This window comes from Bradyrhizobium sp. (genome assembly GCF_030697065.1).
Lineage (GTDB): Bacteria > Pseudomonadota > Alphaproteobacteria > Rhizobiales > Xanthobacteraceae > Bradyrhizobium.
Map to the genome: position 1 here is coordinate 72,200 of NZ_JAUYQU010000087.1, position 20,979 is coordinate 93,178.

Genomic DNA, 20,979 nt, shown 5'->3' on the forward strand with positions numbered 1-20,979 from the left:
GCGCAGGCTTGGACAGTCCGAAGAGCTACGGCCTCTGGCCGTCAGCGCGTGGTGGCGTCGCCGCTCGGGGGGTTAACTTCCAATTACTCCGCCATCGAGCTTGCGGATCACCACCGTGGCTGAGCGCGGGCGGCCACCCGGCTTCTTGTCGGGCCAGGTCGAGTACTTGCCGGGGTTGGCCGGGTCGCTGCGCTCCGAGGGGCTCTCACCCGGGTGCTGGATGTTGATGAACATGGTGCGGCCATCCGGCGTGGCGGTGGCGCCCGTGATTTCGCAGCCACTGGGGCCGGTCAGGAAACGGCGGATCTCGCCCGTGGCCGGGTCTGCCGCGAGCATCATGTTGTTGCCCATGCGCGCCAGATCACCCTTGCCCATGGCCGAGGTCGACATGTCGGTCTGGATCCAGAGCACGCCGCGGGCGTCGGTCCACAGGCCGTCGGGGCAGGCAAACAGGTCGCCCTTGACGTTGCCACGGGCCTCGGCGCGTTCGTTGGCCGGGTCGCCGGCCAGCACGAAGTGGTTCCACTTCATCGTCAGTGCGGAGAAGTCGCCCTCTTCTTTCCAGCGGATGATGTTGCCCATGCTGTTGTTGGCGCGCGGGTTGGCCGCGTCCAGCCCGGCGTTCTTGCCCACACCCCGGTTGCTGTTGTTGGTCAGGGTGCAGTAGACCCAGCCGTTCTTGTCCACATCGATCCACTCGGGGCGGTCCATCTTGGTCGCACCCAGCAGGTCGCTGGCCTGGCGGCTCTTGATCAGCACCTCACCGGGGTCGGCAAAGCCGTTGGCCGCCGTCAGCGGGCCCTGGCCGTGCGTGAGCGGCAGCCACTGGCCGCTGCCGTCGGCATTGAACTTGGCCACGTAGAGCGTGCCGTGGTCCAGCAGCGTGGCATTGGCGCGGGCGCCGCCACTCTGGATGCGGTCACGACTGACGAACTTGTAGATGTACTCGAAGCGCGCGTCCTCGCCCATGTAGATCACGGCGCGGCCATCTTTCGTGACCGCTACCGTGGCGCCTTCGTGCACCGAGCGACCCAGCGCCGTGCGCTTGACGGGCGTGGAGGTCGGGTCCATGGGATCGATCTCGACCACCCAGCCGAAGCGGTTCGGCTCGTTGGGTTCGCGGGTGGCGTCGAAACGCGCGTCGTGTTCGTGCCAGCGGTAGCCGGCGCCGCCCTTGCGCAGGCCCCAGCGCGCCTCGTGCGGGCTGGGCTTGTCGCCGCCGCTGAAGTAGTTGATGAAGTTCTCTTCACAGGTCAGGTAGGTGCCCCAGGGCGTGATGCCGCTGCCGCAGTTGTTGAGCGTGCCCAGCACGCGCTGGCCGGCCGGGTCCGCACTGGTGCGCATCATGGCGTGGCCGGCCGCCGGGCCAGAGACGGCCATGGGGGTGGCCGCCGTGATCCGGCGTGCCAGGGACGACGGGCGCACCAACTCCCACTGCGCGCCCTTGCGGGCCACTTCAATGACGGACACGCCGTGCGCGGCCTGCGACTTGCGCACCTTCTCCGCACTCCAGTTCTGCATGCCGTCGGGGAAGAGCAGGCCGTCGTCGGTGTACTCGTGGTTCATCACCAGCAGGCCGCGCTGCGCGCCGTCCAGCGGGTAGAAGTGGATACCGTCATGGTGCATGCCCATCTGGGCCTGCTGCTCGTCGGCGCTGTTGCTGGCATCGTCCTTGAAGGCCCGGCTCATGCCTGCCAGGCCGATGGGCTCGCCCCAGGGCGCGATGACCTGGGCGACATAGCCCTCGGGCACGGTGATCGTGTCAGCGGTGGACACCGGCACACTCTTGAATCCCAGCAGCGGGCCACCGCCCATGCTGGCGCAGCCAGCCAGCGCGGAAGCGCCGGCCAGGGGCGCCAGCAACTGGCTGATCGCCGCGCCCAGGCCGCCTTGCAGCAGCGTACGGCGCGTGGGGCTCGAAATATCGTGGATGCTGGGGTTGGAGGAGCGGTTGCTGTCCTCCATGGTGGAGAAATCTTTGGCCATGGTCTGATCTCGGAGAGGGTTGTTTCAGCCGGTCAAGCGACCGGCCCCAGCCCATTTATAAGTCTGACCGATGACAGCTTGAAGACAGTGCTGCCACGCGGCAACACCTCAGCGGGTCTCGCCCGGGTCAGGCGCTGAACCTGGCGTAGGCTTCTTCGTCCATCAGAGCGTCGAGTTCGGCGGGCGCGGCGAGCTTGACCTTGTAGAGCCAGCCTTCACCCAAGGGTGCGCTGTTGGCCAGCGAGGGGTCGGCGCGCAGCGCCTCGTTCACCTCGCTCACCGTGCCGCTCACCGGGGCATAGACGTCGGCGGCCGCCTTGACGGACTCCACCACGCCGGCCACGTCCTTGGCAGCCAGCGTCTTGCCCAGCGCCGGCAACTCCACGAACACGATGTCGCCCAGGGTGTCCTGCGCGTGCACGGTGATGCCCACCACGCCAGTATCTCCTTCCACCCGCACCCACACGTGTTCGTCGCTGAACCTGATCATCGCCATCTCTCCAAGATTGAGGGCGTGATCTTACCTGCCCGGATTGCACCAGGCGCATAAAAAAACCGGCCCAGGGGCCGGTTTTTCAGAGGAAGCCGAGACTTCAGTAACGGTTGCGGCCACCGCCGCCGCCGCCGGCGCCGCCGCCGTAACCACCACCGCCGCCGCCGCCGCTACGGCCGCCGCCGAAGCCGCCGCCGCCACCACCAGTGCGCGGCTCCATCGGACGGGCAACGTTCACGACCATGTCGCGGCCGTCAACGTTCTGGCCATTCATGCCGCGGATGGCAGCTTCGGCTTCCGCCGGGCTGGACATTTCCACGAAGCCGAAGCCCTTGGAGCGACCGCTGTCGCGGTCCATCATGACCTTGGCGGACTGAACCGAACCAAACTCACCGAATTTTTGTTGAAGATCGTCGTCCCGCACCGAGTAGGAGAGGTTACCGACATAAAGTTTGCTGCTCATGATTGAGCCTTTCTAAAAACGCGCCGTGGGTCGCAATGCAACTTGTGACGCAGGGGAATGACAGTCCGGATGGCCTGTCAACGAAACGTGCGCCGTGCGGGCGCGGGTGCGCCGCCGGTGCGGGGAGGAAGGTGGCGGAAGGTGATGCGGCCCTTGCCCAGGTCGTAGGGCGAGAGCTCGAGCGACACCTTGTCGCCAGCCAGGATGCGGATGTGATGCTTGCGCATCTTGCCGCCGGTGTAAGCAATCAGGCTGTGGCCGTTGTCCAGTGTCACGCGAAAGCGCGAATCGGGGAGCACTTCCTCGACCTTGCCTTCCATTTCAATCAGTTCTTCTTTGGCCATGGGGTTTTCCTCGTGGGTAAGACAGTGTAGGGGGTTTCAGGCGGCACAGGCCTGGCGCTGCTGCAGCCAGCTGTGGCCTTCGGCCACGGCGTACTGAAGGGCGCTTTCGCGGGTGGCGAATTCGGGCACGAAGCGGTAGACCCGGTCAGAGGTGCCGCGGCCGCTGCCGCTACGGATGGACACGGAAGCCGTGTAGTGGCCCGATTCGGTGGTTCGGGTGAGGGGTGAGACAAGGTACTTGCCCACCGAGAAAGCATTTTCTAGCGTGGTAATCATCAAAACTCAGGGCGACGCGTGTCAGCACGCGGCGCAGGAAACAGTAAAAACCGTCAGCCCTGGGGCTGGACGTTGCGGCACAAGCCGCTTTGGGTGTTCGGTCCAGGGGAAGGAATACAGACCGGGGATAGGGCTCGCCGCAGAGGAGGGGAGTTTGACGACCGGGGGCCGTTGGTGGCGGCCAGAAGGTGAGGAGGGCGGCTTGTAGGTGCCGCGAACCAAGTCAGACAACAGTCGATGCAAAGGTAAGCAAATCGCAGAGACCGTCGTATTGTACGCGGTATTGTGAAATTGTGCCGGTATATTTTTTACCGCGCCCGAACGGGCCGGCAGAATGAGCGCTGCGCGCGTCGGGACGAAGCATCTTCCCCGGGCCCACAAGAACCAGAACATGAGATACCTGGGCAGTACTTACATCGCCGTGGCCATCCTGGTCCTGACCTTTTTGTTGGGGCTGTATGTTGATGTGCGCAGCGAGGACATGCATGTGCGCCACCTGGGCATCAGCACCCGCCTGGAGCGCATCGTGCGCCTGGAGCAGGAACTCACCAGCCTGCTCAGTGGCGCCGTGCTGGAGGAGAAGCTGCTGCGGGTGAGCCGCTACGACAGCGTCGACGACAACCTGACCGCCACGGTAGCGACCGTGGCCGAACTCAGCCGCGAGATGGAGCTCTCGGGGGACATCTCCGTGCTGCTCGATCTGCAGCAAGGCCTGCGCGTCACCGAAGCGCGCTCCCTGCGCCACATGCGCGCGGGCAACTGGGGCCGGGCACGCGCCGTGCTCTTTGAGGACGACTACGTGCTGGCCAAGAAGATCTACGAGATCACCACCGAATCCGTGATCAACGCGCTCACCGATGAGCTGGCCGCACGTGCCCGCAGTCTGGAGCAGATGCGCCAGCTGACCCACGGCCTGCGCCTGGCCGCGCTGGGCCTGCTGCTCTGGGTGGGCTGGATGTTCTCGCGCCGCCTGCGCAGCGAGGTGGCCGAGCAGGCCCGCCTGCACCAGGCCATCGAAACGGCCAACGAGCAGCTGGAGGCCAGCGTGCGTGAGCGCACGGCCGAGCTGGAGGCCGCCAACCACCAGCTGGCCGAGCTCAGCAGCACCGATGCGCTGACCGGCCTGGCCAACCGGCGACGCTTCGACGAGGTCTGGGCGGCCGAATGGCAGCGCGCGGCCCGCGTGGGCCTGCCGCTGGCCCTGGCCCTGATCGACGTGGACCACTTCAAGGCCTACAACGACCACTATGGCCATCAGGCGGGGGACGCGTGCCTGCGTCAGGTGGCGGAGATCCTGGCGGCCGAGGTGCGCCGCTCCGGCGAGCTGGTGGCGCGCTATGGCGGCGAGGAGTTCGTGCTTGTGCTGCCCGGCGCCACGGCGGCCGAGGCGTGCGCCGTCGCAGAGCGTATCCGCTGCGCCGTCCAGGCCCGGTGCATGCCGCATGAACATTCACCGGTGGCGGCCCTGGTCACCGTCAGCATAGGCGTGGCCTCCGGCCTGGTGCAGCGCGCCGAGCAGGCCGAAGCCCTGCTCAAAGAGGCGGACGGGGCTCTGTACCTCGCCAAGGACCAGGGGCGCAACCGCGTCCTCACGGCCGCCTGAGGCCGCCGCGGCTTGCCATGCCTTTTCCCCTCAGATCGGTGTCGAATAGGGTCGAGGCGCGCGGATCCACGTGTACCATTGCCTGCATGGGTATCGTCCGCCTCTACCGCCGGTGTGCCAGTCCTGCCGTGTGCCGCAGCGTGCTGCTGGCCTGGGTGCTGCTATTCGCCGGCGCGCAGGCCTCGGCCCAGGAGGCCGGGCGCACACCGGACACCGACAAGCAGGTGCTCCTGCTGCTGCAGCCCGGGTACGGACGGCCCGGCGTCGACGCCTATGTGGCCAGCTTCGTCGCCACCTGGCGGGGGCTGGGCATGCCGGTCGAGAAGGTCTACGTGGAGTACCTGGATCTGGCGCGCAACCCGGACCCCGCTTACCGCAAGCTCAGCCGCGAACTGCTGCTGCACAAGTACGCAAACCGGCCGCTGGACCTGATCGTCACCTTCCAGCAGACGCCGCTCAATTTTCTGCTCGAAGAACTGCCGACCCTGAGCCCGATGGCGCCGGTGATCGCCTCCAACGCGTCCCTCAGTGCCGAGCGGGCCCTGCAGAGCGGGCGGCGCTTCCTGCGCCAGGACGTCAGCTTCGACTACGCCGGCACCCTGGACATCGCCCTCAAGCTCTTTCCCGCCACAGCCAAGGTGCTGGTGCTGGGCGGCACGGGCGTGCCGGACCTGGCGGCACGGCGTGAAATCGAAGCCCTGGCGCCGCGCTGGCAGGGCCGGCTGCAGTTCGAGTACACCAATGAGCTGAGCTACGAGCAGATCCTGCAACGCCTGGCCCAGCTGCAGGCCGGCACCATCGTGCTGCGCACCACCTTCAACCGCGACGCCGCGGGCAAGGCCTTCAGCTCGGCCGATGTCGGCGTGGCGTTTTCGCGCGTGACCAGTGTGCCCACCTTCTACCTCTTCGACACCAAGTTCGGCATCGAGTCCAGCGTGGGCGGCATGATGTACGCCATCGGTGCCGAAGGTGAGCGCGCCTCGCGCCTGGGCCACGACATCGTGCAGGATCGGCTGCAGCTCCAGGAGGCCGTCACCCCGCTGCCCAGCCGCAGCGTGCCGATGTTTGACTGGGCTCAGCTGGAGCGCTGGGGCGCCCACACCTCGGCGCTGCCGCCCGATAGCGTCATCATCAACCGTCCGCGCAGCCTGTACGAAGAGCATCGCACCCTGGTGCTGGGCACGGGCGCGGCGCTGCTGGTGCTGTCGGGCATGGTGGTGGTGCTGACCCTGCAGAACCGGCGACGGCGCGTGGCCGAGCAGCAGGCACGGGACAGTGAGGCCGGCGTCAGGATGCTGGTGGAGCACGCGCCCGAGGCCATCGTCGTCTGCGACCTGGACACGGGCCTGTGCGTGCAGGCCAACCGCAAGGCGGAGCTGCTGTTTGCCAGCACGCGTGAGGAGATCCTGCGGTCCGAGCTGCTGCGTTTCTTCGCGCCGGATGCGTTCCAGCCCGACGGAATGTCGGTGCAACGCTTCCTCGACACCACCCTCGCCACCCTGCCGCGCGGGCAGCACGTGGTGCAGGAGTGCCGCGTGCGGCCGGTTGCGGGCGGCGCCGACGTGCTGTGCGAGATGAACCTGCTGCAGATGCCCTCGGACCGGCGCCGGCAGTTGCGGGTGAGTTTCGTCGACATCACCGAACGCCGCGAGAACGAGGCGCGCATCCACCGTCTGGCCTTCTACGACCCCATGACGGACCTGCCCAACCGGCGCCTGCTGATGGACCGCATGGGCGTGGCCCTGCACGCCGCGCAGCGCTCGGGTGAATGCACCGCCGTGCTGTTCCTGGACCTGGACCACTTCAAGAATATCAACGACGCCAGTGGTCATGCGGTGGGCGATGCCTTGCTGCAGCAGGTGGCCGAGCGACTGCGCGGCCTGCTGCGCGAAGAGGACACCGTGGCGCGCATCGGGGGTGATGAATTCGTCATCCTGCTGCCCCATGTGGGCGGCGACGAGCACGAGGCCGGCCTGCTCGCGCTGGGCGTGGCCGAGAAGATCCGCAGGGCCCTGCAGCAGCCGGTGGAACTGCAAAACCAGGTCTATGCCTCGGGCTGCAGCATCGGCGTGACGCTGCTGACCTCGCAGAGTCGTTCGGTGGACGACCTGCTGCGTGAGGCCGACACCGCCATGTACCGTGCCAAGGCTTCCGGGCGCAACGCCATTGCCTTCTACGAGGCGGCGATGCACGCCGAGGTGCAGGAGCGCCTGGCGCTGGAAGTCGACCTCAAGCACGCCATCGGCAACGGCCAGCTGGACCTGCACCTGCAGTCACAGGTGGATGCGGGTGGCCGCACCTGTGGGGCCGAGCTGCTGCTGCGCTGGCAGCATCCGGTGCGCGGCTTCGTGTCGCCGGCGCAGTTCATCCCCGTGGCCGAGTCCACCGGGCTGATCCTGGAGCTGGGGCACTGGGTACTGATGCGGGGCTGCCAGATGCAGATCCAGCTTGCCGCTGCCGGCCACGACATTCCCCTGTCCATCAACATCAGCCCGCGCCAGCTGCGCGAGCACGACTTTGTGGCGCAGGTGCGCCGCGTCCTGGCCGAGACGGGCGCCCCGGCGGACAAGCTCATCTTCGAGGTGACCGAAGGTCATCTGGTGGAAGATGTTGAAAAGATCCTGGTGCGCATGAACGAACTGGCGGCGCTGGGCATACGCTTTTCCATCGACGACTTCGGCACCGGCTACTCCAGCCTGGCCTATCTGAACCGCATGCCGCTGTACGAGCTGAAGATCGATCGCAGCTTCGTGCAGGGCCTGCCCGATGACCTGCACGCCCGCGGCATCGTGGAGACCGTGCTGTCCATTGCGCGCAACTTCTCGCTGCACGTGGTGGCCGAGGGCGTGGAAACCCGGGCCCAGGCCGATTCTCTGAAGCAAAGCGGCTGCCCCAGCCTGCAGGGCTATCTGTATGCGCGGCCGGTGCCGCTGCAGGACTGGTTGGCGCAGCAGGCCTGAGGCCGGGCGCAAACTCAGAGCGCGTTCAGTCGGCGCGTGGCTTCCCGGACCGTCAGCGCTGACAGGGCAGCTCCGTGCCGCGCCACGAATTGCGTCACGCCCTTCGGATCCCAGCGCGCGTAATCGCGCAGGGCCCAGCCGATGGCCTTGCGGATGAAGAAGTCTTCCTCCTGGCCCAGGGCCAGGGCGTAACCGTAGAGGCGTGTGGTGTCGGTCTGCAGCCGCCAGCCCAACTGGTGGATCATGGCGATGCGGCGCACCCACAGGCTCGCGTGCTGCAGCGCCTCGTCCATCAGGGCTTGCGCGTCGGGTTTGGTCTTGCGGCCTGCCAGCAGCACCTCACCCACCACGCCAGCCAGGCCGTCCACCGTCTCCCACCAGGGCTCGCACTGTGCCAGGCTCAGCAGCTCGGGGATGTGCTGCAGTGTCAAGCCCCTGGCGTGCCTGGCCAGCAGATCCACCGCCGTGTAGCGGTACTCGCGCTCGGGCAATTGCCACAGCAGGCTGGCGGCCTGCAGTGCGCCGGCGGCGTCGAAGTGCACCGCGCCCAAACCCGCCACCGCCGCGCGCCGAACCGGGCTCTGCAGCCCCAGGAAGGGGAACTGCTCGCGCAGGTAGGCGCGCATCTGCTGTGCCCGGCCGGCGTCGGCCAGCGGTGTCAGTGCGGCCTGTACCCGGGTAACGTAGTCCGCGGGTGCAAGGGCCGCGCCGGCAGGCTTCTTCAATCGTCCACCTGGAGCGCGCCGCGGCGGATCTGGTCACGCTCCAGGCTCTCGAACAGGGCCTTGAAGTTGCCCTCGCCAAAGCCCTCGTCGGCGCGGCGCTCGATGAACTCGAAAAACACCGGACCCAGCAGCGTCTCGGAGAAGATCTGCAGCAGCAGGCGCGGCTTGCCATCCTTGGTGGAACCGTCCAGCAGGATGCCGCGCGCCTGCAGCTCGGGCACCGGCTGGCCGTGGCCGGGCAGGCGCTCGGCCAGCATGTCGTAGTAGATGTCGTTGGGCGCGGTCATCAGCGGGATGCCGGCCAACTGCAGCGCGTCCACGCTCTCGAGCAGGTTGTCCGTCAGCAGGGCGATGTGCTGGATACCCTCGCCGCTGAACTTCATCAGGTACTCCTCGATCTGCCCCGTGCCCCGGCCCGATTCCTCGTTGAGCGGAATGCGGATCAACCCGTCGGGCGCCGTCATGGCGCGGCTGGTCAGGCCGGTGTATTCTCCTTGGATGTCGAAATAGCGGATCTCGCGGAAGTTGAAGATGCGCTCGTAGAAGGCGCCCCAGAAAGCCATGCGGCCGCGGTACACGTTGTGCGTCAGGTGGTCGATCACCTTGAAGCCGTGGCCGCGCGGGTGGCGGTCCACGCCCTCGATGAATTCGAAGTCGATGTCGTAGATGCTCTTGCCGTCCTCGAAGCGGTCGATCAGGTACAACGGCGCGCCGCCGATGCCCTTGATCGCCGGCAGGCGCAGCTCCATGGGGCCGGTGGGCACCTCCACCGGTTGCGCGCCCAGCTCCAGCGCGCGGGCATAGGCCTGGTGCGAATCACGCACGCGGAAGGCCATGGCGCAGGCACTGGGTCCGTGCTCGGCGGCAAAGTAGCCGGCCAGGCTGCGCGGCTCGCGGTTGACGATGAAGTTGATGTGACCCTGGCGGTACAGCAGCACGTCCTTGCTGCGGTGGCGCGCCACCAGGGAGAAGCCCATCTTCTCGAACAGGGGCTCCAGGGTGTTGGGGGCGGGCGAGGCGAACTCAACGAATTCGAAGCCGCACAGGCCCATGGGATTGTCGAACAGGTCAGCCATGAAAAGTCTCCAGAAAAAATGATCAGCAGGCGTGCCGGGGCACGCCACGGCGAGGGACGCTCAGCCTTGCGCAGGGGGCGCGCAGGGCCGACCGCGCGTGCTGCGCGCGAGGTGCTGGCCGACGATCAGGAACTGGGTATCCATGGTTTGGGCTGATGGTACGCCAGCCAGTTTCAGGCACGCGGCCGCACCATCTCGGTCGGCTGCACCCAGCGGTCGAAGTCCGCCGCGCTCACGTAGCCCAGCGCCAGCGCGGCATCGCGCAGGGTGCTGCCCTCGCGGTGTGCGTGTTTGGCGATCTCCGCGGCATGGTCATAGCCGATGTGCGGCGCCAGCGCCGTCACCAGCATCAGCGAGCGGTCCAGCAGCTCCTGTATGCGCTGCGGGTTGGCCGTGATGCCGCGCGCGCAATGCTCGTCGAAACTCGCCATGCCCTCGGCCAGCAGGCGGATGCTCTGCAGCAGGTTGTGGGCGATCAGCGGCTTGTACACATTGAGCTCGAGGTTGCCCGAGGCGCCACCCATGCTGATCGCGACATCATTGCCCATGACCTGGCAGCACAGCATCGTGAGGGCCTCGCATTGCGTCGGGTTCACCTTGCCCGGCATGATGGAGCTGCCGGGTTCGTTCTCGGGGATGCCGATCTCGCCCAGCCCCGCTCGCGGGCCCGAAGCCAGCCATCGCACATCGTTGGCGATCTTCATCAGCGCGACGGCCAGTGTCTTGAGCGCGCCGTGCACGGCCACCAGACCGTCGTGCGAGGCGAGGGCGGCAAACTTGTTGGGTGCGCTGATGAAGGGCAGCTGTGCGCCGTGTGCCAGCTCGGCCGCCACCCGTGCCCCGAACTCGGGGTGCGTGTTCAGGCCCGTGCCCACGGCGGTGCCGCCGATGGCCAGCGGGTACAGCGAGACCAGGCTGTCGCGGATGAGCATGTACGCGTGGTCCAGCTGCGCGGCATAGGCGGAGAACTCGTTGCCCAGCGTCAGCGGCGTGGCATCCTGCAGATGGGTGCGGCCGATCTTCACGATGTCGGCAAAGGCCGCGCTCTTGGCGGCCAGCGTATCGCGCAGGCCCGCCAGGGCCGGCAGCAGCGCCACGGTGATGCCTTTGGCCGCCGCCAGGTGCATGGCCGTGGGGAAGACATCATTGGATGACTGGCCCAGGTTCACGTGGTCATTCGGGTGCACCAGCCGGTCCTGCCCGCGCGGGCCGCCCAGCAGTTCGGAGGCGCGGTTGGCCAGCACCTCGTTCATGTTCATATTGCTCTGGGTGCCTGAGCCCGTCTGCCAGACCGAGAGCACGAACTCGGCCCCGTGCTCGCCATCCAGCACTTCCTCCGCCGCGCTGGCGATGGCCATGGCCTTGTCGGGCTCCAGCAGGGCCAGCTCCAGGTTCACGCGGGCGCTGACCAGCTTGATCAGGGCCAGCGCCTTCACGATCTCTGCGGGCATGCGTTCCGTGGAGATGGAAAAAAAGGCCAGCGAGCGCTGCGTCTGCGCACCCCACAGCCGCTCGACAGCGACCTCGATCGGGCCGAAGCTGTCGTGCTCCGTGCGGGTGGTGGCGATCGGCTTAGTCCGGTCGGGCATGGGTGCGCTGGTGGACACGGTACGACTCCTTGGGGACGGAATGCAATTACACACCCACCCTTGCGCAAAGCGCAAGATGCGCATTGAATCGGGCGTGAGCCGCGTCTGATCCCTACGGTCACAAAGGATGCCCACCATGTCTACCCACCATCGCCGCTTCAGCGAACTCTTCGTCCAACTGGGCCTGCCCGGTGAAGAGAAGGGCATCGCTGCCTTCATCCAGACGCACTCTCCGCTGGACTCCGCCACGCGGCTGGAAGACGCGCCGTTCTGGACTTCGCAGCAGGCATCGTTGCTGCACGAGCATTTGCAGGACGATGCAGACTGGGCCGAGGTGGCGGACCAGCTCAGCCTGGCCTTGCGTGCCGTCGAGTCCTGAGTCGCGCCGCAAAGACCCTGTTGCCGCGTGACGCCTGTTGTGGTCCTAAGATGGCCACTGTTTCAGGTATCCCTTATCCATTCCAGGAGTAACTCATGTCCCTTTCCATGTACCAGGCCAGCGTACCGCGCTTCATCAATGCCCTGAACAGCCTGTCCGCCATCCTGGACAAGGCGCAGGCCCATGTGGATGCGAAGAAGCTCGACGAGACCGCGCTCACCGGCTTTCGCCTCTATCCCGACATGCTGCCCCTGGCGCGCCAGGTCATGATCGCCGCCGATACTGCCAAGGGCCTGGCCGCGCGCCTGGCCGGCGTGGAGATCCCGGTCTATGAAGACACCGAGAAGACCCTGGCCGAACTGAAGGCACGCATCGCCAAGACCGTGGCCTATCTGCAGACCTTCAAGCCCGGACAGATCGACGGCACCGAGGACAAGGAAATCGTCATCAAGCGCGGCGACAAGGAAACCCGCTACACCGGCATGCAGTTCCTGCTGGGCCACGCCACGCCCAACGTCTACTTCCACGTCACCACGGCCTACGCCATCCTGCGCCACAACGGCGTGGAGATCGGCAAGCGCGACTATCTCGGCACGGTCTGATCCAGATTCCGTCCAGCACAACACTCCAGGAGGCCCCATGATCCAGATGACCGTCAACGGCCAGGCCAGCAGCCTGAATGCCGACCCCGCCATGCCCCTGCTGTGGGCCTTGCGCGAAGACCTGCAGCTCACCGGCACCAAGTTCGGCTGCGGCATCGCGCTGTGCGGCGCCTGCACCGTGCACGTGGACGGCCAGGCCGTGCGCTCCTGCGCCACGCCGCTGGCCGATGCGGCGGGCAAGAAAGTCATCACCATCGAAGCCGTCGGCAAGGGCCGCGTGGGTAAGGCCGTGCAGGCCGCCTGGGCCAAGGTGGACGTGCCGCAATGCGGCTACTGCCAGAGCGGCCAGATCATGAGCGCCGTCGCCCTGCTGAGTGTCAAGAAGAACCCGAGCGACGCTGACATCGACGCCGCCATGAGCGGCAACCTCTGCCGCTGCGGCACCTACAACCAGATCCGTGCCGCCATCCAGGACGCCGCACGTAACCTGTCCAAGGGGGCCTGACATGACTGCTTCCATCCTCCATCCCGCCCCCTCGCGCCGCGATTTCCTGAAAGCCGGTGGCGCCACCGGCGCGGCCCTGGTCGTCAGCTTTGCCCTGCCGCTGGGTACACCGCGCGTGCTGGCCGCCACGGCCCAGGGCGCCTTCGCGCCCAACGCCTTCCTGCGCATCACCCCGGACAACCGCGTCACCGTGGTCTGCGGCTCCTCCGAGATGGGGCAGGGCGTGCTCACCGCCATCCCCATGCTGGTGGCTGAAGAACTGGACGCCGACTGGAAGCTGGTGCGCGTGGAGCAGGCGCCTTCGGACACCGCCTTCAACAACCCCGTCTTCGGCATGCAGGCCACCGGCGGCAGCACCACCATCCGCGCCTTCTACACGCCCATGCGCCAGGCCGGCGCCGCCGCCCGCGAGATGCTGGTGGCCGCTGCGGCCCAGCAGTGGGGCGTGCCCGCTGCCAGCCTCAAGACCTCGGCCAGCCACGTGATCGGCCCCAAGGGGAAAAGGCTCAGCTACGGCCAGCTGGTGGAAGCCGCCGCCAAAGAGCCCGTGCCGAAGGATCCCACCCTCAAGAAGAACGCCGACTTCAAGATCATCGGCCAGCGCACCCGCCGCCTGGACACGCCGGGCAAGCTCAACGGCAGCACCCTGTTCGGCATCGACGCGCAGGTGCCGGGCATGCTCGTGGCCGTCATGGCCCGCGCGCCCGTGCACGGCGCCAAGCCGCTGAAGTTCGACGAGGCCGCGGCTCGCGCCGTCAAGGGTGTGCAGGCCGTCATCGCCATCCCCGGTGGCGTGGCTGTGCTGGCCGGCGGCTACTACGCCGCGCGCCAGGGCCGCGATGCGCTCAAGGTGCAGTGGGACCTGGGCGCGCACGCGGACCTCTCCAGCGCCAAGATCAAGCAGGCCCTCAACGCCGCCGCCGACGCGGCCGGTGCCGTGGCCAAGACCAGCGGCGACACGGACGCCGCGCTCAGCGCCGCCGCCACCCGCCTGAGCGCCACCTACGAAGTGCCCTACCTGGCGCACGCCACCATGGAGCCGCTCAACTGCCTGGCCTGGGTGAAAGACGGCGGCGTGGAGATCTGGGCCGGCACGCAAAGCCAGGGCCCGGCCGCCGGCATCATCGCCAACGTGGCCGGTGTGCCCGTGGCGAACGTCAAGGTCAACACCATGATGCTGGGCGGCGGCTTCGGCCGGCGCTTCGCCCCCGACTTCATGATCGACGCCACGCTGCTCTCCAAGATCAGCGGCAAGCCCGTCAAGCTCATCTACACCCGCGAAGACGACATGGCCGCCGGCTTCTACCGCCCCGCCTCGCTGGTCAAGTTCGAAGGCGGGCTCGATGCCAAGGGCCAGCCCACCGCGCTCAAGGCCCGCGTGGCCTCGCCCTCCATCATGGCGGGCTCGGGCTTCATGAAAATCCCGGACAACGGCGTGGACAGCTTCGCCGTGGAAGGCCTGGCCGACCAGCCCTATGGCATTGCCAACCAGCACGTTGCCTACGGTCGCGCCGAACCCGGCCCGCAGGTGTGGTTCTGGCGCTCGGTGGGCCATTCGCAGAACGCCTTCTTCATCGAAAGCTTCATCGACGAGATGGCCGCCGCCGCCAAGGCCGACCCCTACCAGTTCCGCGCCAAGCTGCTGAAAGACCAGCCGCGCGAACTCGGCGTGCTCAAAGCCGCCGCGCAGAAAGCCGGCTGGGGCAAGCCCTTGCCCAAAGGCCGCTACCGAGGCATCGCCGTGGCGGAAAGCTTCGGCAGCTTCGTGGCCCAGGTGGCCGAGGTCTCGGTGGCCAAGGACGGCACGCCCCGGGTCCACCGCGTGGTGGCCGCGGTGGACTGCGGCCTCACGGTGAACCCGCTGACCATCGAACGCCAGGTGGAAAGCGCCATCGTCTACGGCCTGTCGGCTGCGCTCTACGGCCAGATCAGCTACAAGGACGGTGTGGTGGAGCAGGGCAACTTCCACAACTACCCCGTGCTGCGCATCAGCGAAATGCCCAAGGTGGAAGTGCACATCCTGCCCAGCCAAGAGGCCCCTGGCGGCATGGGTGAGCCCGGCACGCCACCCATTGCGCCGGCGGTGTGCAACGCCATCTTTGCCGCCACGGGTGTGCGGGTGCGGAGCTTGCCGATCGACACCAGGGCGCTGACGAAGGCCTGAGCCGGCGAGTTGGCGTCAACGAAAAACGGGGCCTGCGGGGCCCCGTTTTTCATTACCATCCACAGCATGCCCGCCACCGAAATCAAAGTCACCGCTGCCGGCGTCGTTGCCGGCAAGGAACTGCTCATCCCCACTGGCGAGCAGGGCAACACCCTGCCGCATGTGCAGGACTGGGTCACCAGCCGGCTCAAGGCCAGGTCACCCGTCAAGGACGTCAGCGCCGCAGTGCTGGTCAAAGGCATCAAGCAGTGGGCGGCGTATGAGGAGAGGGTTGGGTCCAGGAAGGTCAGGACGGTCTTCAAGATCACCTAGTGGCCTGAGTTCTCCATCGGGCGCTCGCAGGCGAAAGAATGCGAAGGGCGCAGGCCGGTGGTTGAGACCCACCTGCGGCAGGCCGGTGGTGGCGTACCAGGTCGCAGAGGTTGGCCGTTACATTGCGGGGTTTCACGGTTTGTCATGAGCGCGGCCCTGCGCTATATTTGTCCGAATTCTTCAAACAAAACAAGCACTTAGCTTGCAGCAAGGGAGGCGCCAGGATGACCATCCGTCCATGTTATTCCGCACTTTTGCGGTCGATATCACTTTAGGCCGTATAGAGATGACATCTAGCGCCCGCCGCGTCAGCCGGACTGGTCTGACGTTCTGCATCTTGTACACCGTTGTAGCTTCTGCATTGGTCGTAATCGGGGCATTCGTTGCAGACGATACAAAGAGCCGAGTGGTGTTGATGCAGATGCCAATCGCATTGCAGGGCGCCTTGCTTTACGCAATTGGCTTGGGTGGATTCTTGCGCGCGCTCTCCTGGCCAGTGGCCTACGTCATACTTGGCGTTCCCACCCTGCTTGCGCTCTATGCCGTAGGCGCATTCGTCGAAAGAGCATTTCGAGGAGGTGATGATGTGGTCTAACCAGTCAATCGAGAGTGGATCGCCTGCGGCTCCCACTCATCTCAAACGTTAGATTCATGAAGACACCAGCATTCGTCTTAGCCCTCCTACTGCTGGCCGTGCTTGCCCTTGTTAAGGCGGGCACGAGTAGCGCGGCAATCAATGCATTCTTGACCGTTGCAGCCTTGATGATGATTCCTTGGTACTTCGGTACGCGCGACCGCACGAAGCCACCATCGAATCCGGAAAAAATATTTGCCAGCTTGTGGGTTTGGTTCAGGCGAATCGTCGCGCTGATATTGGGGGGGCCACTTCTATTCGGGGGCTTTCACACCATGTTGAAACCGGCGTCCGATGGCCCGCTGTCATCTTGGTTTGCGCCCTGGGTGCTTATTTTGTTTGGTTTGTTAATCTTGTACTCGGGCTGGTTTGGAGCCGGTCCAGATCGGTATGCCTTTCGAGACGACATTGACCAACACAAGGAAAACAAGCGCCGATACGGTTGGTGGTTCTAATGAACGCATCTAACAAGATGCTCGTCGCGGACCCGCGGCAGCAGGATGCCGCTGCGGGGCAATTGCTGCGTGCCGGACAGCGCCAACGTTATGCCTCATGTGCAATCACATGCCGCTTGGCTGCTTTGTTGAAATTGGATGCATAGAATGAAGTTGGAAAGAGTTGGAAGGGAAAGAGCGAGTGATCTAACGCATCTCTTCACATCCACGTTTGGTTCTTCGGAGGGGGCAGACGAAGGAGCCCTGATTGGGAGTCTGGTTGCCAAGTTGAGTGCCGACATCGATGATCTTGAAATTCTCTGCTTCTGCGCTGTTGAGAATGAACAGCTTATCGGAGCCATCTTCTTTACGAGGCTTCACTTTGCAGATAGAGCACCGATTTACATGCTCGCTCCCGTGGCAGTAGCTACCGACCATCAAAAGTCTGGTGTCGGGAAGGCGCTGATCAGGCATGGGCTCAACGAGCTGGCCAATCGTGGCGCTCTGGTGGCGGTAACCTATGGTGATCCGTCCTACTACGAAAAATTCGGCTTCAAGCCGCTTTCAGAGAACGTCCTGAAGGCCCCAATGGATCTGTCCATGCCGCATGGATGGCTGGGGCTGTCTCTTACCGAAGAGCCTATTCAGACGCGCGCCGAGCGTCCAGCTTGCGTCGATGCATTCCTCGATCCGGCGTACTGGTAAAACACGAGCTTGAATCAGCATATCTTTCCGGGGCGGTTCCTCCTTGTCGTGAGTGTTCCCCGCCATCGAACCCACCTTTTCGTGCGCCGGCAGAAAGACTATCCTTCTCCGAACCCCGGCACCCGGCCCGGCGACGGATGACTGCCCCATGAAGACCCTCTACCACGCGTCCAGCGCGATCGAAGCGCATATGCTGCAGGACCTGCTGCAGCAGGAGCGCATCGCGGCCTTCGTGCACGGCGAGCATCTGCAAGGCGCCATCGGCGAGCTGCCGGCGGCCGGGCTGGTGCGGGTGGAGGTCAACGACGCCGACTACGAAATGGCCCGTGCCGTGGTGGCGCGCTGGGAGGCGCAGCAGCCCCGGGAGGCCCCGGCGCCAGCTGCTGCGCCCGCCAGCCGGTTGCCCGCTTTCCTGATGGGGCTTGCGGTGGGTGTGGCGCTTTGCCTTTTGCTGACCGGCCGCTGAGCGGGCGCGCAGGGCGGCCCCGGCCGCGTGCTGTGCCGGCGGCGGCCCGGAATTCCGGACAATAAGCCAATAGGCCGCTCATCCATCGTCCGCCCATGTCCGAACCTGCCACCGCACCCACCCTCGCCGAATCCGAACACCGCCACGCCGAGCCGCCGCGCGCCGGCGGGCGCGCCGCGGCGCTGGTGTTGCTGGCCCTGGTGCTGGCCGGCGGCCTGTATGCCGTGCTGCCCTATGAGCCCACGGTGAAAAAGGGCCTGGCCCTGCTGTGCTTCATCGGCCTGCTGTGGTTGACCGAGGCGCTGCACCTGGCTGTCACGGCGCTGCTGGTGCCGCTGGGCGCGCTGCTGTTGGGGTTTCCGGGGCTGGGCACCGTGCAGGCCTTCGCGCCCTTTGCCGATCCCATCGTCTTCCTGTTCTTCGGCGGCTTCGCGCTGGCCACGGCGCTGCGCGTGCAGCAGCTCGACCGCAAGATGGCCGTGGCGCTGCTGGCGCTCTCCAAAGGCCACCTGGGGCGTGCGGTGTTCCTGCTGTTCGGCGTGACGGCGGTGCTGTCCATGGGCATCAGCAACACCGCCACGGCCGCGCTGATGCTGCCGCTCACGCTGGGCATCCTGAGCCCGCTGGACCCGCGGCAGGAGCGCCGCACCTATGTCTTCGTGCTGCTGGGCGTGGCCTATGCGGCCAGCATCGGCGGCATCGGCACGCTGGTGGGCTCGCCGCCCAATGCCATTGCGGCGCGCGCGGCCGGCATCGGCTTTGCCGACTGGCTGTGGATCGGCATCCCCCTGGTGCTGCTGCTCATGCCGCTGATGGTGCTCACGCTGTGGGTGGTGCTGCGCCCGCACCTGAACCGCGAGCTGCGCATCGAGATGCAGGCCGTGCCCTGGACCTGGCCGCGCCGCCTGACGCTGGCGGTCTTCACGCTCACCGCGCTGGGCTGGGTCTTCGGCGCCGCACCGCTCAAGGCCCTGGGTATCCAGAGCCCGGACGCCTTCTTCGCCGTGGCCGCGGCCGTCGCCGTGCTGGCCCTGGGGCTGGCCAGCTGGCAGCAGGTGACGCAGAACACCGACTGGGGCGTGCTCATCCTCTTCGGCGGCGGGCTGGCGCTGGGCGAGGTGCTGGGCAACTCGGGCGCTTCGCTGGTGCTGGGCCAGCAGGTGGCGCAGGCGCTGCACGGCGCCAGCCCCTGGCTGATGCTGGCCGGGGTGGCCGCCTTCATGGTGATGCTGAGCGAGTTCGCCAGCAACACGGCCGCCGCCGCCTTGCTGGTGCCCGTGTTCGCGGCCATTGCCGTGCAGATGGGCCTGCCCGCCGAAACCCTGGTGGTGCTGGTGGCCCTGGCCGCCTCCTGTGGCTTCGCACTGCCGGTGGCCACACCGCCCAACGCCCTGGTCTATGGCAGCGGCCACGTGCCGCAGCGCTACATGATCCGCGCCGGCCTGGCGCTGGATGTGGTGTGCGTGGCGGTGCTCACGGGCTGGGGGCTGTTGACGCTGCTGCGCTGAGCCTTCCCGCCTGGGTGGGCCCGGACAGGCCTCGACGAGCGTGCCGGGGGCGATGTCATCCAGCGCCTGCGCAAGCGCATCAGTGTGCAGGATCAGCGCCGGCCGGCCGGTGGCCGTGACGTAGGCCACCGCGCTTTCAACCTTGGGGGCCATGGAGCCGGCGCCCGGCACGCCTTCTGCCAGCAGTGCGCGCGCCTGTGCCACCGTGAGCCTTTCGCGCAGGCGCGCCTGCGGCGTGCCGTGCCCGTCTTCCACCCCGGCCACATTGGTGGCGAACACCAGTGCCTGCGCCTGCAGGGCGATGGCCAGGCGTGCCGCGATCCAGTCCTTGTCGACCACGCCGGGCATGCCCTGCGTGCGCGTGGTCGTACGAGCGATGGCAATGCCACCGCCACCGCCGGCGATGACGTGCTGTTCGCGCAGCAGGGTGGCGATGGCCCGTTCTTCGACGATGGCCTGCGGGTGCGGCGAGGCCACGGTGTAGCGCCAGCCGCCGGCCAGCTGCACGGCCGGGCCGTGGGCGGGGCGCACGGGCAACAGCGGGCCGATGGGCTTGCTGGCGTTTTGAAAGGCCGGGTCGGCCGGGTCCACCATGGCCCGCGTCACCAGTGCCACGGTGGTGTGCAATGCCATCTATGCAGCGACGGGGGTGGGGGTGCGGAGCTTGCCGATTGATGCGAAGGCCTTGGTCAAGGCCTGAGCGGGGAGCGTGACTGCGAAAGAGAACGGGGCCCTTGGGCCCCGTTTTTTTATGACTGAAGTTGAGGCGGTTCGGTTGGATGCCTCTGGGAGTGTCGGGCTCCTTTCGGCCAGGAGCGGACATAGGCGTCGAAGGCACAAAGCAGGTATCGGCGTGACGGGTTTGTCCGTTTTGTTATGACCCTCGATCTGCCGTGAGATCAATCCAACCCTCTGATTTTCAAAGGATTTCTCCGAATCCCACTCACTTTGTTATTCGTCAGTCGACCTTGTTATACAGACAGGTTTGCTGGGTTTGTGGACTTTGTTCATGGTCCAGGCAGGTAGGCTGAGATGGAAAAGCCTGATATAAATCAGGCACTTAGAATAAATCACGGGAGGAAACTTGATGAGCTACGGCCTTGTTGTACAGACAGGTTTGACGTCTATATCAAGTTATCTCTCATCGAAGCCATGACCAGCGCGGAGGGGAAACAACGACGATTGAGCGAGGCGCAGTTGGCCCGGGCGAAGGCTCTCGCGGGTATCGATGCAACCGACCCTGATGTTTCGCCACCGCTAGGCGCGGTTCTGGCAGACCCTGCCCAGTTGAGCCACAACAACACGTATGGGCGGTTGCCGCGGTTCTATGTCGATCGCCTTGTGGTGTGTCGCAACTGCGGGACCGAGGAGGTGTGGCCCGCCGAGCGTCAGAAGTGGTGGTATGAGGAGGCGAAGGGAAACATCAATACGCAGGCAGTCTTATGCCGTTCATGCCGCGCCGCTGAACGAAAACGCAAGGACGCTGCGCGCGCGGCGGCGGGCCATGGCTCGCACACCAAGTGAGGTGGCTATGAGAGATAACATGTCAATCGACACGGACCCACAACAGCAGGAGGCGGCTTCGCCGCTCACGTTGGTGGTCCGGTCATTTTTACGTTAGGAGCTTGTACCCGTGTGGCTGTTGACCGTCATCGTCCTTGGTTCAATGTTCACCCTGGGGTGCTTCGCGTTGTGGCGTGCGCAGATGCTTCTCAGGGTAAATGCGACGGACTTTCTTAAGAGCAACTATGGCGT

General features: G+C 66.1%; 21 protein-coding genes and 1 pseudogene. 13 read left to right on the forward strand and 9 right to left on the reverse strand.

Annotation, left to right across the window (positions count from 1 at the left end; all coding sequences use genetic code 11):
* Positions 1-72 precede the first annotated feature (72 nt).
* The 5 genes from Q8R73_RS06150 to Q8R73_RS06170 all read right to left on the reverse strand — a co-directional run bounded on the left by Q8R73_RS06150 (position 73) and on the right by Q8R73_RS06170 (position 3,562).
* A complete protein-coding gene (locus tag Q8R73_RS06150) occupies positions 73-1,986 on the reverse strand; it encodes a PhoX family phosphatase (protein ID WP_305718648.1) in 1,914 nt (637 codons plus the stop codon).
* Positions 1,987-2,113: 127 nt separating this feature from the next.
* Positions 2,114-2,476: a glycine cleavage system protein GcvH gene (gcvH, locus tag Q8R73_RS06155; RefSeq protein ID WP_305718649.1), complete on the reverse strand. Its 363-nt coding sequence runs from the start codon at positions 2,474-2,476 to the stop codon at positions 2,114-2,116.
* A 103-nt stretch (positions 2,477-2,579) separates the two neighbouring features.
* Positions 2,580-2,942, reverse strand: a complete 363-nt coding sequence (locus Q8R73_RS06160) for an RNA-binding protein (RefSeq protein WP_305718650.1) — start codon at positions 2,940-2,942, stop codon at positions 2,580-2,582.
* Positions 2,943-3,019: 77 nt separating this feature from the next.
* Positions 3,020-3,286, reverse strand: coding sequence for a translation initiation factor IF-1 (gene infA / locus Q8R73_RS06165; RefSeq protein ID WP_057676588.1), 267 nt, complete (start codon positions 3,284-3,286; stop codon positions 3,020-3,022).
* A 36-nt stretch (positions 3,287-3,322) separates the two neighbouring features.
* A complete protein-coding gene (locus Q8R73_RS06170) occupies positions 3,323-3,562 on the reverse strand; it encodes a hypothetical protein (RefSeq protein ID WP_305718651.1) in 240 nt (79 codons plus the stop codon).
* Between the two features lie 334 nt (positions 3,563-3,896).
* On the opposite strand from Q8R73_RS06170, the gene Q8R73_RS06175 reads away from it, so the two are divergent.
* Both Q8R73_RS06175 and Q8R73_RS06180 read left to right on the forward strand, forming a co-directional pair.
* Positions 3,897-5,165 carry a diguanylate cyclase gene (locus Q8R73_RS06175; RefSeq protein ID WP_305718652.1) on the forward strand — a complete coding sequence of 423 codons (1,269 nt, stop codon included), beginning with the start codon at positions 3,897-3,899 and terminating at the stop codon, positions 5,163-5,165.
* A gap of 86 nt (positions 5,166-5,251) precedes the next feature.
* Entirely contained in the window at positions 5,252-8,125 is a 2,874-nt protein-coding gene (locus Q8R73_RS06180; protein WP_305718653.1) for an EAL domain-containing protein, read from the forward strand.
* Positions 8,126-8,139: 14 nt separating this feature from the next.
* On the opposite strand, the gene Q8R73_RS06185 is transcribed toward Q8R73_RS06180, so the two are convergent.
* The 3 genes from Q8R73_RS06185 to fumC all read right to left on the reverse strand — a co-directional run bounded on the left by Q8R73_RS06185 (position 8,140) and on the right by fumC (position 11,515).
* Positions 8,140-8,850 carry a DNA alkylation repair protein gene (locus Q8R73_RS06185; RefSeq protein ID WP_305718654.1) on the reverse strand — a complete coding sequence of 237 codons (711 nt, stop codon included), beginning with the start codon at positions 8,848-8,850 and terminating at the stop codon, positions 8,140-8,142.
* Entirely contained in the window at positions 8,847-9,926 is a 1,080-nt protein-coding gene (gene hppD / locus Q8R73_RS06190) for a 4-hydroxyphenylpyruvate dioxygenase (protein WP_305718655.1), read from the reverse strand. The genes Q8R73_RS06185 and hppD overlap by 4 nt, the downstream gene beginning before the upstream one ends.
* Before the next feature lie 173 nt (positions 9,927-10,099).
* Complete coding sequence (gene fumC, locus Q8R73_RS06195; RefSeq protein WP_305718669.1) at positions 10,100-11,515, reverse strand: class II fumarate hydratase; 1,416 nt, start codon at positions 11,513-11,515, stop codon at positions 10,100-10,102.
* A gap of 136 nt (positions 11,516-11,651) precedes the next feature.
* On the opposite strand from fumC, the gene Q8R73_RS06200 reads away from it, so the two are divergent.
* The 10 genes from Q8R73_RS06200 to Q8R73_RS06245 all read left to right on the forward strand — a co-directional run bounded on the left by Q8R73_RS06200 (position 11,652) and on the right by Q8R73_RS06245 (position 19,224).
* Positions 11,652-11,894: a DUF2789 family protein gene (locus Q8R73_RS06200; protein ID WP_305718656.1), complete on the forward strand. Its 243-nt coding sequence runs from the start codon at positions 11,652-11,654 to the stop codon at positions 11,892-11,894.
* Between the two features lie 95 nt (positions 11,895-11,989).
* Entirely contained in the window at positions 11,990-12,496 is a 507-nt protein-coding gene (locus Q8R73_RS06205) for a DUF1993 family protein (protein WP_305718657.1), read from the forward strand.
* Positions 12,497-12,533: 37 nt separating this feature from the next.
* Positions 12,534-13,001: a (2Fe-2S)-binding protein gene (locus Q8R73_RS06210; protein ID WP_305718658.1), complete on the forward strand. Its 468-nt coding sequence runs from the start codon at positions 12,534-12,536 to the stop codon at positions 12,999-13,001.
* Position 13,002: 1 nt separating this feature from the next.
* The gene (locus Q8R73_RS06215; RefSeq protein WP_305718659.1) at positions 13,003-15,165 is read left to right on the forward strand and encodes a xanthine dehydrogenase family protein molybdopterin-binding subunit; all 2,163 of its coding nucleotides are present in this window, start codon (positions 13,003-13,005) and stop codon (positions 15,163-15,165) included.
* A 66-nt stretch (positions 15,166-15,231) separates the two neighbouring features.
* Complete coding sequence (locus Q8R73_RS06220; protein ID WP_305718660.1) at positions 15,232-15,477, forward strand: hypothetical protein; 246 nt, start codon at positions 15,232-15,234, stop codon at positions 15,475-15,477.
* 238 nt (positions 15,478-15,715) lie between these two features.
* Entirely contained in the window at positions 15,716-16,072 is a 357-nt protein-coding gene (locus tag Q8R73_RS06225; RefSeq protein WP_305718661.1) for a hypothetical protein, read from the forward strand.
* 56 nt (positions 16,073-16,128) lie between these two features.
* Positions 16,129-16,566 (forward strand): hypothetical protein, encoded by a 438-nt coding sequence (locus tag Q8R73_RS06230; protein ID WP_305718662.1) that lies wholly within the window; start codon positions 16,129-16,131, stop codon positions 16,564-16,566.
* Positions 16,567-16,833: 267 nt separating this feature from the next.
* Positions 16,834-17,250 carry a GNAT family N-acetyltransferase gene (locus tag Q8R73_RS06235; RefSeq protein ID WP_305718663.1) on the forward strand — a complete coding sequence of 139 codons (417 nt, stop codon included), beginning with the start codon at positions 16,834-16,836 and terminating at the stop codon, positions 17,248-17,250.
* Between the two features lie 148 nt (positions 17,251-17,398).
* Positions 17,399-17,716 (forward strand): DUF2007 domain-containing protein, encoded by a 318-nt coding sequence (locus Q8R73_RS06240; RefSeq protein ID WP_305718664.1) that lies wholly within the window; start codon positions 17,399-17,401, stop codon positions 17,714-17,716.
* A 95-nt stretch (positions 17,717-17,811) separates the two neighbouring features.
* The gene (locus Q8R73_RS06245; protein WP_305718665.1) at positions 17,812-19,224 is read left to right on the forward strand and encodes a DASS family sodium-coupled anion symporter; all 1,413 of its coding nucleotides are present in this window, start codon (positions 17,812-17,814) and stop codon (positions 19,222-19,224) included.
* 99 nt (positions 19,225-19,323) lie between these two features.
* Here Q8R73_RS06245 and Q8R73_RS26020 read toward each other — a convergent pair.
* Positions 19,324-19,857: pseudogene (locus Q8R73_RS26020) on the reverse strand (carbamate kinase); the annotation flags it as partial.
* Positions 19,858-20,256: 399 nt separating this feature from the next.
* On the opposite strand from Q8R73_RS26020, the gene Q8R73_RS06250 reads away from it, so the two are divergent.
* Positions 20,257-20,748, forward strand: a complete 492-nt coding sequence (locus Q8R73_RS06250; RefSeq protein ID WP_305718666.1) for a zinc-ribbon domain containing protein — start codon at positions 20,257-20,259, stop codon at positions 20,746-20,748.
* Positions 20,749-20,979 lie beyond the last annotated feature (231 nt).